At 43.4% G+C, this 14,809-nt stretch carries 14 protein-coding genes; all 14 read right to left on the bottom strand.

All coding sequences use genetic code 11. From position 1 onward, the window contains the following. Window positions 1-70: 70 nt before the first annotated feature. Window positions 71-2,053: an NADH-quinone oxidoreductase subunit L gene (nuoL, locus tag FLL45_RS07635; RefSeq protein WP_185964368.1), complete on the bottom strand. Its 1,983-nt coding sequence runs from the start codon at window positions 2,051-2,053 to the stop codon at window positions 71-73. 9 nt (window positions 2,054-2,062) lie between these two features. Further along, a complete protein-coding gene (gene nuoK, locus FLL45_RS07630) occupies window positions 2,063-2,368 on the bottom strand; it encodes an NADH-quinone oxidoreductase subunit NuoK (protein ID WP_142941440.1) in 306 nt (101 codons plus the stop codon). Further along, complete coding sequence (locus FLL45_RS07625) at window positions 2,365-3,108, bottom strand: NADH-quinone oxidoreductase subunit J (protein ID WP_142941439.1); 744 nt, start codon at window positions 3,106-3,108, stop codon at window positions 2,365-2,367. The genes nuoK and FLL45_RS07625 overlap by 4 nt, the downstream gene beginning before the upstream one ends. Before the next feature lie 342 nt (window positions 3,109-3,450). Beyond that, complete coding sequence (nuoI, locus tag FLL45_RS07620; protein ID WP_142941438.1) at window positions 3,451-3,942, bottom strand: NADH-quinone oxidoreductase subunit NuoI; 492 nt, start codon at window positions 3,940-3,942, stop codon at window positions 3,451-3,453. A gap of 20 nt (window positions 3,943-3,962) precedes the next feature. Next, window positions 3,963-5,012, bottom strand: coding sequence for an NADH-quinone oxidoreductase subunit NuoH (nuoH, locus tag FLL45_RS07615; RefSeq protein WP_210247140.1), 1,050 nt, complete (start codon window positions 5,010-5,012; stop codon window positions 3,963-3,965). Beyond that, window positions 5,009-7,198 (bottom strand): NADH-quinone oxidoreductase subunit NuoG, encoded by a 2,190-nt coding sequence (gene nuoG, locus FLL45_RS07610; RefSeq protein ID WP_142941437.1) that lies wholly within the window; start codon window positions 7,196-7,198, stop codon window positions 5,009-5,011. The genes nuoH and nuoG overlap by 4 nt, the downstream gene beginning before the upstream one ends. 20 nt (window positions 7,199-7,218) lie before the next feature. Next, on the bottom strand, window positions 7,219-8,496 hold the full coding sequence (gene nuoF, locus FLL45_RS07605; protein WP_142941436.1) for an NADH-quinone oxidoreductase subunit NuoF: 1,278 nt from the start codon (window positions 8,494-8,496) through the stop codon (window positions 7,219-7,221). A 3-nt stretch (window positions 8,497-8,499) separates the two neighbouring features. After that, window positions 8,500-9,060 carry an NADH-quinone oxidoreductase subunit NuoE gene (nuoE, locus tag FLL45_RS07600; protein ID WP_142941435.1) on the bottom strand — a complete coding sequence of 187 codons (561 nt, stop codon included), beginning with the start codon at window positions 9,058-9,060 and terminating at the stop codon, window positions 8,500-8,502. Then, entirely contained in the window at window positions 9,060-10,313 is a 1,254-nt protein-coding gene (locus tag FLL45_RS07595; RefSeq protein WP_142941434.1) for an NADH-quinone oxidoreductase subunit D, read from the bottom strand. Before FLL45_RS07595 ends, nuoE begins: the two co-directional genes overlap by 1 nt. A gap of 38 nt (window positions 10,314-10,351) precedes the next feature. Further along, the gene (locus FLL45_RS07590) at window positions 10,352-11,008 is read right to left on the bottom strand and encodes an NADH-quinone oxidoreductase subunit C (protein ID WP_142941433.1); all 657 of its coding nucleotides are present in this window, start codon (window positions 11,006-11,008) and stop codon (window positions 10,352-10,354) included. A gap of 9 nt (window positions 11,009-11,017) precedes the next feature. Beyond that, entirely contained in the window at window positions 11,018-11,548 is a 531-nt protein-coding gene (locus FLL45_RS07585; protein ID WP_142941432.1) for a NuoB/complex I 20 kDa subunit family protein, read from the bottom strand. After that, on the bottom strand, window positions 11,539-11,895 hold the full coding sequence (gene ndhC, locus FLL45_RS07580; protein ID WP_142941431.1) for an NADH-quinone oxidoreductase subunit A: 357 nt from the start codon (window positions 11,893-11,895) through the stop codon (window positions 11,539-11,541). Before ndhC ends, FLL45_RS07585 begins: the two co-directional genes overlap by 10 nt. Window positions 11,896-12,188: 293 nt before the next feature. After that, entirely contained in the window at window positions 12,189-13,751 is a 1,563-nt protein-coding gene (lnt, locus tag FLL45_RS07575; RefSeq protein ID WP_142941430.1) for an apolipoprotein N-acyltransferase, read from the bottom strand. Window positions 13,752-13,828: 77 nt separating this feature from the next. Continuing rightward, complete coding sequence (locus FLL45_RS07570; protein WP_142941429.1) at window positions 13,829-14,671, bottom strand: CorC family transporter; 843 nt, start codon at window positions 14,669-14,671, stop codon at window positions 13,829-13,831. Window positions 14,672-14,809: the final 138 nt, after the last annotated feature.

Here is a 14,809-nt window from a genome sequence, read left to right as displayed (position 1 = left end):
GCTTGTTCGTCAACCCTTGTATTAATTATTCTTGTCTCAGCTTGTTCACAACCGAATATGTCAATTCGATTTAATTCATTAGTGTGCGCCAATAAACCCAGGCCAAAAACGCTAACAATCCAATCACCATTACAAACACATAATGATATAAATATCCCGACTGAATTTTTCTCACTTGACCAGAGATCGCGGCAACCGTTTTGGCACTGCCATTAACAATGATCCCATCAATTAATCCAGCATCGATCCATTTCCAAAATCGGGCGCCTAAACCCACTCCACCTGCAGTGATGTAATTGATGTAAATCTTATCGAAATAATAATTATTGCGGAGAATATTCCCGATGAATCCGATTCGACTATTCAATGTCTCTCGCCATTCTGGTTTCCAAACAGTAAAAATCCAAGCAACCATTATACCGGCGATAGCCAAATAGAATGGCGAAGGTGCGAGACCATGCATAGCGAAACTAAACCAATCTTGATAAAGATCGATCAATGGCGCGACGGTATCGTGACTTGCTGCGACGACAATCGCATCCCCAAAATATCGACCAGAGACGATTGGATCGGCTATAAACCAAGCGACAACAAGCGATGGAATCGCCAAAAGAATCAACGGAACCGTCACGACGGCCGAAGGTTCTTTCAAATGGTCTCTAGTATGTTGATCCATTCGCTCGCTCGTGTGGAACACTAAGAAAAACATCCTAAATGAGTATAGTGCAGTAAAAAAGACCCCTATCAAAACACAAATATAAGCGTAATCTGCCGCAGCCAATTGGGAGTTGTTTACCGCTAAAATAATCCCCTCTTTGGAGTAGTAACCAGAGAAAAATGGCGTTCCGATAAGTGCTAATGAGCCAATTAAACTTGTTATATAAGTAATCGGCAGATACTTCTTAAGGTTACCCATTTTACGAATATCTTGCTCGTGATGCATGGCGATTATCACCGAGCCGGCAGCTAGAAATAACAACGCTTTAAAGAAAGCATGAGTCGCTAAATGAAAAATCGCAATCGAATACGCAGAAGCGCCAAGCGCAACCACCATATAGCCGAGCTGTGATAACGTCGAGTAAGCGACAACTCGTTTAATATCGTTCTGAATAACGCCTAAAAAGCCCATAAATAACGCCGTGGTTCCGCCGATCATTAAAATAAAATTTAAGGCCACTTCAGATTGTTCAAATAATGGCGACATTCGAGCGACCATAAAGACGCCCGCAGTTACCATAGTTGCAGCGTGAATCAATGCAGAGATAGGTGTTGGACCTTCCATCGAGTCTGGCAGCCATACGTGCAGTGGAACCTGAGCTGACTTACCCATTGCACCGATGAATAGTCCAATACAAACAAAAGTAATTCCTGACCATACCACTTCATCAGTGACGGCAATATCAACATTAGCAAATCCCTGTTTAACCTGCTCGAACACTTCGAGATAGTTAAAGCTACCAAAAATATAATATACGCCGGCAATACCTAACAGAAAACCTAAGTCTCCCACTCGATTAACCAGGAATGCTTTCAAATTCGCAAAAATTGCCGTCGGTTTCTTGTACCAAAACCCAATCAATAAATAGGAAACCAAGCCGACCGCTTCCCAACCGAAGAATAATTGCAGGAAGTTATTCGACATCACTAAAGTAAGCATTGCGAAAGTAAACAACGATATATAAGAGAAAAACCTTTGATAGCCAGGATCTTCCTTCATATAGCCAATGGTATAGATGTGAACCATTAAAGAGACAAAAGTTACTACGGCCATCATTGTCGACGTTAATGAGTCGATTAAAAAACCGACTTCGATTTTGACTCCGCCCTTGGCGAGGTCACCAAACTGTCCCCAATTGTATAAAACATATTCAGCGGGTTTTAACTGGCCATTATAGAAACCAATGGCAATGCTCGTTGCTAAAACAGTCGCAACTGCAACTGCGGCTATCGTCAATCGGTGTGACCATTGCCGACCTAAGAATTGACCACACAAGCCAACAATGACCGACGCGATTAGCGGTAGTAATACGATAGCAAGCAATTGATTAAGCATAATATTTTATTACCCCTTCAACTGATTGAGCTGCTCAACATCGATAGTCGCTCTGTTTCTGAACAACACGACAATTATCGCAAGGCCAATGGCAGCTTCGGCGGCGGCGACTGTCAAAATAAAAAAGACAAATACTTGCCCCACTGTGTTTTCTAAAAAATGAGAGAAGGCAATAAAGTTTGTATTAACCGCTAATAACATAAGCTCAATACACATGAGCAAGGTAATAACGTTTTTTCGATTAATAATGATTCCGGCAACACTGATCGCAAACAAAATCGCACTTAGCAGCAGGTAATCCGATAACTCTATCATGATGTTTTCTCCTTACCACTGGCTGTTTTATTGTTACCTTCGGATTCATTATCGCCACCTGCTTCGCCGCTAGCACTGGTTTCTCCAGGCACTACCTCAGCGTCTTTTTTCTCGGCTTGTGGATTAGCATTTTCGGTTTCTTGAATCACAGGCTTCATTGAAATGACTTTTAAGCGATTAGACTTACTCGCTTGTAATTGTTTGTTGATATTTTGTGTCTTGCGATTGCGTCGCCCTCGGAAAGTGAGAGCGATTGCTGCGACAATAGCCACTAACAGAATGACGGCGGCGATTTCAAACGCAATAACATATTCATCATATAGAACCCGCCCAAGCGCCTTAATATTGGAATAGTCTGCCGGTTTCGCTTGTGGTACTGGGTAAGCATCAGATGAAAACTGGCCACTGGTAATAAAACCATACAATACCGCCAGAAATATTGCGGAAATGATTAATGCCAGCGGCAGTTTTTTTACAAACCCTTGCCTCAAGGCGGCATAATCGACATCCAACATCATGACTACGAACAGTAATAAAACCATAACCGCACCGACATAGACGACGATAAGGCTTATCGCTAAGAATTCCGCCTCTAGTAATAACCAAATGGCTGATGCTGAGGCAAAACTTAAAACTAAAAATAAAGCGGCTTTTACAGAATGCTTGCTGCTAACGACCATGAGCGCCGAAAAAATTAACCACGCGGCAAAACTGTAAAAGACAATAATCTGAAAACTCATTAAGCGGTCTCTTATTGTGTTTTTTTACTATTTGATCTGACTGAGCTTTTATCGCAACCCATCTTCAAGATACATTGAATAACTATCATCCATATCACTCTGCATCTTGTTCTTTAGTACTTCTTTTCTATGTTCTTTTCTATGTTCTTTTCTATGTTCTTTTCTATGTTCTTTAATACTGATTCTATCTGATCTTTAATACTGTTTTTTTTAGCAGTCTATTGGTTAAATTCTGCTTTTAGTTATTTGTTGATTGCTGTCATTTTTTATTGCATTACTACTCACATACAGTAATTGACTCACCGTTGATTCTCTTTTGCTCACTTTTCGCCAAAGAATAGACTACCGATACTTCGCATCGGCTTCTCTGTCTGCGGCTATTTGGTCTTCATACTTTCTGCCAATTTCTAGTAAGCGCTCTTTAGTAATGACGTGATCACCTCGCTCCTCAAAGTGATAATCGAATATTCTAGTTTCAACGATCGAATCGACTGGACATGACTCCTCACAAAAACCGCAATATATACATTTAAATAGATCGATTTCGTACTTGGTTGTTCTACGCGTACCGTCACTTTCTCGTGGACCAGCCTCAATGGTGATAGCCGCCGCCGGGCAAACTGCTTCGCATAATTTACAAGCAATGCAACGTTCTTCACCATTAGGATAGGAACGAAGTGCATGCAACCCTCTAAACCTCGGCGACTGCGGAGTCTTCTCCTCGGGATATTGGATGGTAATTTTACGACGAAACATATTCCGCCAAGTAACAGCTAACCCAGTGCGTAACTCACGAAGCGTAAAACTGTTAAAAAAGCTTTTTAAATTACTCATTAGCGCTCCACAAAAACCATTTAATTAAATGGCCAAATCGCGGCTTTTATCCAAATTGCAACTACCACTAACCAAACTAGGGTAACAGGAATAAATATCTTCCATCCCAAACGCATAATTTGATCATAACGAAATCTCGGGAAAGTCGCTCGAATCCAAATTAGTCCAAACAAAAACACTGCTGCTTTTAACAACAACCAAACAGTACCCGGTACCCAAGCGGTAATATCATCTAACCAGCCATAGCCTTCAAATGGCGACAACCACCCGCCAAAAAACATTAAGGCCGTTAAGAAAGAAATTAAAATCATGTTAGCGTATTCGGCTAAGAAAAATAGTGAAAACGCCATACCGCCATATTCAACATGAAAACCGGCAACGATTTCTGACTCCCCTTCGGCCATATCAAAAGGCGCTCGATTGGTTTCTGCGACGCCTGATATCCAATACACAACGAGAAGCGGGAACAGCGGAATCCAAAACCATTGCAATAACCCGCCAGATTGAGCCAGAACGATTTCACCCAAATTCATACTTTGCGCACACATGAGTACCCCGACTAACGCAAATCCCATCGCTAATTCATAAGAAACGATTTGAGCAGCAGACCGCATTGCACCTAGAAACGCATATTTTGAATTCGATGCCCACCCTGCAATGATTACCCCATAAACGCCGATCGATGTCATCGCCAAAACATATAAAATTCCGGCATTAACATCGGCGAGTACTAAACCTGCATCAAAAGGAATCACCGCCCAGGCGGCAAACGAAGGGCCGATAAACAACACAGGGGCTAAAACAAATAACGTTTTGCTTGAACCACTCGGTACCACGATCTCTTTCATGATCAACTTGACGGTATCTGCGATCGGTTGTAACCAACCTTTGGGACCAACTCGGTTGGGACCCACACGCAGCTGCATATAACCGATCAATTTTCGTTCTGCAAAAGTCGTGTAAGCTACTGCCAAAATCAGCGGTAACATAATCGCTAGAATTTTGATTACTATCCAAGCGCCGGTCTCGAGCCACGCCATGAAATCGACATCAAAGATACCTTCACTCATGTCTTAACCCTCGAAATACTGATCGGGTGGGTGGAAGCCTTGGGTGTTTTTTGTAACGCAATGGCTCGCCTTACCATCGGGTCGACCCTATATAACCCCAAACTCTCTCTGGTAACTTGTGACTCCTCAACTTCTTCAAGTGGAGGCGGAACCTTGCGAGCGATTCGAGCATCACCTACAGCTTCAAATTTTTCTCGCAGCTCTTCGATGACTTGCTGAGAAGATTCATAGTCAAAGCCATTAACCTCCAACAAATTGGCCAACACTCTAAGCACTTTCCAACCTGGTCTCGCTTCACCCTTTGCCGCTACGGCTGCTGAAAAAGACTGCCACTTACCTTCAACATTGACATAGGTTCCTGAGGTTTCGTAGCAACCAGCAATGGGCAGCATCACATCAGCATAATCAGCAACGCGCCCGTCTGAAAAAGGCGTTAGCGCAATCACACAATCGGCTGAGGTTAAATTTTTAAGCGCCGCTTCTGCCCAAATACTTTCCACATCCGGTTCGCAGTTAATCAACATGTAGCCTTTCATGCCCTGGGTAATCATTTCTCGAGCATTTTTACCAGACTGCGATTTACCTCCAGCGGCAGATTGACACGGTACAGAGCCTGCAATTTTATTGCCCGCCGCATTGCACCCTTGAGTCATATATCCCCATTCAGAACCAGTAACCGCAGACACCGATTCAGCAAGCCAGTTGATCACTTCAGCATGCGGATGCTCTTGAACGTAAACCCCCATTAATATACAAGATGAGTCGCCATCAATGAGGTTCTGAGCCATTTGTTGATGGACTTCATTGGCTTCTATGCCACTTAACCACTCTTTAGCTTCGGCACTCAATACATCCGGTCTCAACTGATCAGCAGCCACCAATACGCGCGCAAATTCATGAGCGAGTTTATTCGGCTTTGGTTGCAACTCTTGGGTTAAACGGAAATTATATTCCCCGTCAAATGGGTTAATCGCCATCGCCTTACCGAAACCGGTTGATTTTCTCACTCGCAGTGCCGCCAAAGGTTGCTCATGGCGTAAATCAGCGCCAATTAACAACGTTGCATCCATGGTATCCAATTGCGACATTGGAAAATTAAAGCCACTTCTAACACTGCCACGACCGTCACCGCTGTAATCACGCCGACGTAATCTAAAATCAATATTATTACACCCTATTCCGCGCAACATTTTTTGAGCAAGATAACTTTCTTCCGTCGTAACATTATTGCCAACCAAGACTCCAAAATCATTCCCCTCAGAACCACCGACTATCCGTTTCATCTCTTTAGCAACCAGTTCTAGCGCCGATTGCCAGTCGGTTTCTTGCCACTCACCATCTTTTTTAATTCTTGGCTTAAGTAGCCTCTGACCTTCGGTCAATGCTTCGTAGGAAAAACGATCTCGATCAGACAACCACACCTCATTTATCGCTTCATTTTCACGCGGGACAACTCGAATGATTTCGCCACGCCGGTGATGCACGTAAACGTTAGATCCCAAACAATCATGCGCTGCAACTGATGAAGATTGTCGTAACTCCCAGGCACGCGCTTTAAATCTTGACGGTTTTGCGGTCAACGCACCAACCGGGCACAAATCAATAATATTTGCCGAGACTTCCGATTCAACTGCGCTTTCTATGTAGGTTCCTATCTCCATATGTTCACCGCGACCGGTGGCACCCATTTCGCGGATGCCGACAACTTCCTGCCCGAAACGCACGCAACGCGTACAATGAATACAGCGAGTCATGTCGGTGGCTATTAACGGTCCCAAGTTTTTATCTTTTACAACGCGTTTGCCTTCGGTATAGCGGCTAACATCGTTGCCATAACCGACCGACAAATCTTGTAGTTCACATTCGCCACCTTGATCGCAAACGGGGCAATCGAGTGGGTGATTGATCAGCAAAAATTCCATAACAGACTTTTGAGCCTCAACCGCTTTATCAGACTTGGTATTGATTACCATTCCTTCCGCTACAGGTGTTGCACAAGCCGGAACAGCTTTGGGCAAATTACCAACATCCACCATACACATTCGACAATTTGCTGCTACAGAGAGCTTTTTGTGATAACAGAAACGCGGAATATAGATATCAGCTTTATCGGCAACTTCAATAATCATTGAACCGACTTCCGCTTCTAACTGTTGACCATCAATTTCTATATGTACTTTACCCATAGCAACAACTTTTTATCCTGTTAGGCCTTTCCTTTCGCTAGGCTTCTTTTATGCTCGATCATGTATTCAAACTCATGACGGTAGTGTTTTAAAAATCCTTTTACTGGCATTGCAGCAGCGTCGCCCAATGCACAAATTGTTCTTCCCATGATATTGCTAGCCACTCGCTCTAAATTATCTAAATCTTCCATCCGACCATCGCCTTTCAAAATTCGATGAATCACCCGAGACATCCAACCGGTCCCTTCTCGACAAGGCGTACATTGACCGCACGATTCTTCATAATAAAAATGCGCAGTAATCGCAGCGACTTCGACAATACAGGTTGTCTCATCAAGCACCATGACTGCACCGGATCCCAACATCGATCCAGCTTTACCGATCGCATCATAATCCATGGTAATTTCCATCATTGTCTCAGCAGGTAACACCGGAGACGATGAACCACCGGGAATGACCGCTTTGAGCGCTTTTCCAGCGAGCACTCCTCCTGCCATTTCTAAAAGATCTTTAAACGGTGTACCGAGGTTAATTTCAAAATTTCCAGGATTATTCACATGACCTGAGACAGAGAATATTTTTGTACCGCCATTATTGGGAATTCCCAAATCTAAAAACCACTGTCCACTGTTTTCGAGTATCACCGGCACCGAAGCGTAGCTTTCGGTATTGTTAACATTGGTTGGTCGACCGAAAACTCCGTAGTTAGCAGGAAAAGGCGGTTTAAACCTTGGCTGTCCTTTCTTGCCCTCAAGCGACTCAATTAATGCCGTCTCTTCACCGCAAATATAAGCCCCAGCTCCCATGTGGTTATAAAGCTCAAAATCAAAACCTGCTCCAAGAATATTTTTACCTAAATAATTCTTTTGCTTGGCTTCTTCAATAGCCGCTTCGATTCGCGCGAAAGGTTCATAAAACTCTCCCCGCATATAGTTGTAACCAACAGTTGAGTTCATCACGTAACCCGCAATGACCATTCCTTCGATCAATTGATGAGGATTGTAACGAATGATATCGCGATCTTTGAAAGTTCCCGGCTCGCCTTCATCGGAGTTACAAACAACATACTTTTGTCCCGGCATGTTGCGCGGCATAAAACTCCATTTCAATCCAGTCGGGAACCCTGCCCCTCCTCTTCCCCGCAATGCCGACAGTTTTAACTCATCAATAATCTTATTGTGATCCAACTCTCCCGCTGCAATCCTTTTTAAAGTGCTATAACCGCCGACACTTTCGTAGGCCTCTAAAGACCATGGTGTATCAAGATGCAGTGTCCTAAAGCAGACTTCATTAGCCATGAACTATTCCTCCACCTCAGTTTCAGAATGGGTATTACTCAACTCCATCGCAGCAATGTCGGAGAGAATCTGATCGATTTTTTCTTCTGTTAAATTTTCATGATATTGCTTGTTCACTTCAAGCATCGGCGCCCCTCCACAGGCAGCCATACACTCAACAGTTTTGATCGTGTATAAACCATCATCGGTGGTTTCACCGAGTTTAATATTGAGACGACTTTGTAAGTGCTCGATAACCTGATTAGCGCCGCGTAACGAGCAAGAAATATTATTGCAAACCGAAATCACATATTTACCCACCGGGTTTAAGTGAAACATGGTGTAAAAAGTCGCAACTTCATATACCGCCACATGAGGCACATCTAAATACTCAGCAACCGCTTGCATGAGTTCCTCGGTTAAATAATTTTTATGATGTTCCTGAACAACTTTGAGTGCGGCGATGATTGGTGGGCGGTGACGCTCCGGTGGATATTTGGTCATCCAGTGATCGATTTCATCGATGGCGTCTTTCGGCAACAATTGTTTGAGATGAAGTGTTTGGTCGTAATTAAAATCAGTCATTAGCGATCAATTTCTCCAAAAACAATATCCATCGTACCAATAATTGCCACGACATCCGCCAACATATGACCTTTACTCATTTCATCCATCGCAGATAGATGAGCAAATCCGGGCGCTCGTATTTTTAGACGGTAAGGTTTGTTAGCGCCATCGGAAACCAAATAGATTCCAAATTCTCCTTTGGGGTGCTCGACTGACGCATAGGCTTCGCCCTCTGGTACGCAGTACCCTTCAGTAAAGTGTTTGAAATGATGAATCAGTGATTCCATGTCATTTTTTACGTCTGCTCGTTTGGGCGGAGTAATTTTGTGATCGTCAATAATGACTGGCCCTTCATTTTTTCGTAACCAGTGGATACATTGTCGAATAATTTTAGTTGATTGACGAAGCTCTTCGACACGAACTAAATAGCGATCATAACAGTCACCATTTCTTCCAACGGGCACATCAAAATCAACCTCAGCGTAAATGTCGTAAGGTTGCATTTTTCTGAGATCCCAAGCCACTCCGGAACCACGTAGCATTGGACCAGTTAATCCCAGTTGAAATGCTCGCTCTGGTGAAACAACGCCAATTCCGACCAAGCGCTGTTTCCAAATTCTGTTTTCAGTTAATAGTGCCTCGTATTCGTCAATACTCGACTCAAACTGTTCACAATAGTCTTCTAAAAAATCAAGTAACGAACCTTGGCGGTTGGCATTGAGCTCTTTGAGTTTCTTCTCATTTCGCCATGGTGATTTTTCGTATTGCGGCATGGTGTCTGGGAGGTCTCGATAAACACCACCCGGGCGAAAATAAGTTGCATGCATTCGCGCGCCAGATACCGCTTCATAGGCATCCATCAACGGCTCACGATCTCTGAAACAGTAAAGAAACATTGTCATCGCACCGACGTCTAATCCATGTGCGCCTAACCACATTAAATGATTTAAAATTCGCGTAACTTCAGCAAACATAACTCGAATATACTGGGCACGCTTTGGCGGTTTTATACCGAGTAATTTTTCAATCGCTAAAACATAGGCATGCTCATTACACATCATGGACACATAATCCAATCGATCCATGTAACCGATACTTTGATTGTATGGTTTTATTTCCGCCAGTTTTTCAGTCGCCCGGTGTAATAAACCGATATGCGGATCAGCTCTCTCGATGGTTTCTCCATCCATCTCCAAAATCATTCGCAGTACACCATGCGCCGCAGGGTGTTGCGGTCCAAAATTAAGCGTGTAATGTTCGATTTCTGCCATAGCTTCGTGATACTTTTTAATTTATAAATTAACTTTACTTAAGACTTCGGTCCCTCTACATCGCGACGAATAACTCTTGGAACTAAGATCCTTTCTTCAATCGAAACAGGCTCATAAACGCATTGCTGTTTTTCTTCATCAAAACGCATTTCGAGTTCTCCAATTACTGGAAAATCTTTCCTGAACGGGTGACCAATGAAGCCATAATCGGTTAGTATTCTGCGCAAATCGGGGTGACCTTCAAATAAAATCCCGAACAAATCAAACGCCTCTCTTTCAAACCAATCTGCACCATTCCAGATATCGATAACGCTCGGAATTTGCATGTCTTCTTGGTTAACAAAGACTCTGACCCTTAAACGTTGATTGAGAGTGACAGAGAGTAAGTGATAAACCACGGCAAAACGTGGACTGTTGAGTTCACGCGCTTTTTCTTCAACCTCTCTACCGCGGGCAAAACCAGAACCAGTGGCCTCTTCGGTTTCCCACTCGTCCTCGCCATACTTAAGATAGTCGATTCCGCAAAGGTCAATCAGCTGCTCAAACTGAAACTCGTCTTTATCACGCAACGCTTTAAATACTTCGATGACATCTGCAGGCGAAATTTCAATCGTTACTTCACCGCAATAAAACTTTAACGATTTAATCTGATCCTTAAAGTGGCCTTCGAGTGACTTTATGAGCATTTCCGACATCTCAGTTCCTCACACTTCACGAGCAATCGTATTGGTGCGTTTAATTTTCTTCTGTAACTGAATCACGCCATACATTAGCGCTTCTGCCGTAGGCGGACATCCGGGCACATAGATATCTACTGGAACGATTCGATCGCAACCTCGAACCACTGAATAAGAGTAGTGATAATATCCGCCGCCATTGGCACATGAGCCCATCGATATAACCCACTTGGGTTCCGGCATTTGATCGTAAACTCTCCTCAGTGCAGGGGCCATTTTGTTCGTCAAGGTTCCGGCAACAATCATCACATCGGATTGACGAGGTGAAGGTCGAAATACAATTCCAAAGCGGTCAAAATCATAACGAGACGCACCCGCTTGCATCATTTCTACAGCACAACAGGCAAGTCCAAATGTCATCGGCCACATCGAGCCGGTTCTAGCCCAATTAACTAAAGTATCAACCCCAGTGACCAGATAGCCTTTGCCGGACTGCTTTACTTCAACGCCGGAAATTTCATCACCTGGCGCGGCGGGTGGGGTAACTTCTACTCCCATTCCAACGCTCCTTTTTTCCATTCATAAATAAAACCGACAACAAGTAACCCGAGGAAAACACCCATCGCGCCAATAGCAAACCAGCTCAGCTCCTGAAAAACGACGGCCCACGGAAAAAGAAAAGCGACTTCTAAATCGAAGATGATAAATAGGATTGCAACTAAATAAAAACGAACGTCGAATTTATGGCGGGCATCATCAAATGCATCAAATCCGCATTCGAATGGAAGTAGTTTATCTTCAACGTCTTTTCGCGGTGCAGCAAAAAAACCCACTAATTCTAGGAAGACTCCAAATCCTAAGCCTATTGCCACGAAGACTAAAATTGGTAGATAGTTTTCAAGCATAACTCTTCCCAGACCTCTTAAGTTGCTCAATCTTTTTTAAAAGACTTTCAGCAAAATTTCAAGTCAGCGCTATGACTTCGGTCAAGAATCATCAACATGCTAGATGAATTAATCGATACTGCTTAAATTTCCATCAAAAGATATTGATTTTTCAAGCATTTTGCCGCTTCTTTCTTTATAGCTTAGTTCATAAAGAACCGCTAATTATTGATCTCTGGAGCGAAATAAAGGGCGTGAGAAATTTTATTTGTTATATATATTATCGTCAGACAAATTTACCGCCCTGTCATTATTTACTTTGTATCATGTTTCGAGCGAATAGACCACAGAATAAAAAATAGAGAAAGCAACAGCATACTCACAATCCCCCAAAATCCGATTTGTCGATAAATTGTATCTCGATTTTCTAATGATACTTCATCAACTAAATGCGCTCGTTGATAGCGTGGAAGACTTGAGATTATTTCCCCATTCAAGTCAACAAACCCCGTTATCCCGTCATTGGTCGAGCGAATTAATGGTACGCCCAACTCTAAGGCTCGCATTCTGGCCATTTCCATATGCTGGTATGGACCAAACGAATCACCAAACCAAGCATCGTTACTCACAGTGACAATCAGTTGCTGACGACCGTCGGGCCCGTTGCTCGCTAACCGATGAATAATTTCTGGGTAGACAATTTCATAGCAAATCGCCGGTATCATGGTGACCTTTTCAAACACCATTGGTGGTTGCCCTGCATCGCCTTGGGTAAACCCGGACATGGGCAGATCAAGAAACTTAATTAGTCCTCTCAACAAGTCTTGCAAAGGAACATATTCGCCAAACGGAACCAATACTTGTTTGCGATAATTCTGTGGCTCCTCTCCAATAGCCATTAACGCTACATAACTTTTTTCGGTGTCTCGCTGATATTCAGGAATTCCCAATATCAAATTACTTTGATAGCGCTGATTAATAAGAGTTAAATCGGCGAGAATATCACGCACCTGATGTTCATAGGCAGGGATAGCCCCTTCCGGCCAGATCACAAAATCTGCACCCCAGACATCAGCTGACGTGGTAAACAAGCTATCAACGATGTCGCCAAAATACTTTCGATCCCATTTTTGCGCTTGCGGCGTATTTGGCTGAATCAAAGCAACTTTTAAAGATTTTGGCTCAGTCGCATTTGTGGGCTCTTTTAAACTCACGTTGGCGACAAGTATCACGCCGGCAAACACCGATAGGGCTAACTTGGCAGCATGACTTCGTTCACTGAGCAGCAGGCTTATCCCGGCACTTAAGGCAATCACCATCCAGCTAACGCCATAAACGCCCAACCATGTCGCGAGAGCAGCCAACGGCGAATCAATTTGCGAGTAACCAGCTAATAACCACGGAAAGCCGCCGAATACCACCGACTGCATATACTCACTAATAACCCAGCAAAACGGTGCGCTTAACAACAACAATTGATGGTTAGCTTTTCGCCAAATCAAGTTCACGAAATAGGCAAATGCCCCTTTAAACAAAGCAAGGTATAAAACGAAAGCGAGTGTCATTAAAGCTGCACCAAAAACCGGCACAAAGCCGAATTCGTGAATGCTCACATAGACCCAACTCGCGCCAATACCAAAAGCGCCAACTCCCCAATAAAAGCCGCACTTAAATGGCGACAAAACAGCCGGAGTGACTGTCACATACAGAAGTGGTAGAAATGAAAAAAAGGCAATAGGCCAAAAACCAAACGGTGCGAAGGCAAGTGGGTAAATCGCGCCAGCTAACAACATGGTCAACCGTAATTGCCATTTGCTGAGCAATAGGTTGGCGATTAGTTTTTGCAATCCACTTTCAGCCACATCCGCTTGAGTCATAAATATCTGCTGCTTTTTTTTGTTTTAGTGAGACGCGTTTAAGATCAGTTGTTGATCAATGCAGGCCGCTGCCAGTATCAGTTTTGCTTTGTCACCCTAACGAGCTTAATTCGCCGAGTATCAGCAGCGACGATTTCAAATCTTAACTCTTCGAGCAAAATCGTCTCGCCACGAGCCGGCATATGACCGAAGGCTTGCATTAAAATACCGCCAATCGTGTCGTACTCTTCGTCGCTGATGTCAGTCTTAAAATACTCATTAAACTCGTCTATCTCAGTCCGTGCTTTAACGTTAAAAGTTAGTGACGAAATTCGGTGAATATTATCGTCTTCATCGTCGATATCAAATTCATCTTCGATGTCACCAACAATTTGCTCGAGCACATCTTCGATAGTCACTAACCCGGCAACACCGCCGTATTCATCCACAACCAAAGCCATATGATTTCGGTTCGCACGAAACTCTTTTAACAGCACATCTAAACGCTTGCTCTCGGGAATAATCGCTGCCGGCCGCAAATAGTCTTTTAAAGTAAACTTACTTTCTGGATTCTCGTCTCGTTGGGCAATGAATTGCAACAAGTCTTTGGCAAGTATGATCCCTTCAATATCATCACGATTGTCGCCAGTGACGGGAAATCGAGAATGCCCCGAATCAATAGCGGTGTGCAACATTTGAGAAAAGTCCATCTCTTCATCAATGACAACCATTTCCGGTCGTGGAATCATAATGTCGCGTACCTGCATTTCAGAAATATGCATGACGCCAACCATCATCGATAAAAGCTCTGGGTTTATAAGGGTGTTTTCTTCGGCACTTTTCAGGACTTCAACGAGTTCGTCTCTGTCTTGAGGGGTATCTTGAAAAATGTGGGTAATTTTTTCAAACCAATTTCGCGAGGGAGGTTTATCGTCGCTCATTCAAATATAGGCTCTCTTAGCTGTTAACTGGATTAGTCTAACAAAGACTGCTGGTTTAGCAACTATTATCCACCCAGATTATTAACATTTCATGATAATTTGAGATAAAAAAACCGGCGTAAATACGCCGGTTTTCAG

Source organism: Aliikangiella marina, assembly GCF_007004765.1.
Lineage (GTDB): Bacteria > Pseudomonadota > Gammaproteobacteria > Enterobacterales > Kangiellaceae > Aliikangiella > Aliikangiella marina.
The sequence above is the reverse complement of the archived record's forward strand: the minus strand, read 5'-3'. Positions and strand labels throughout refer to the sequence as shown.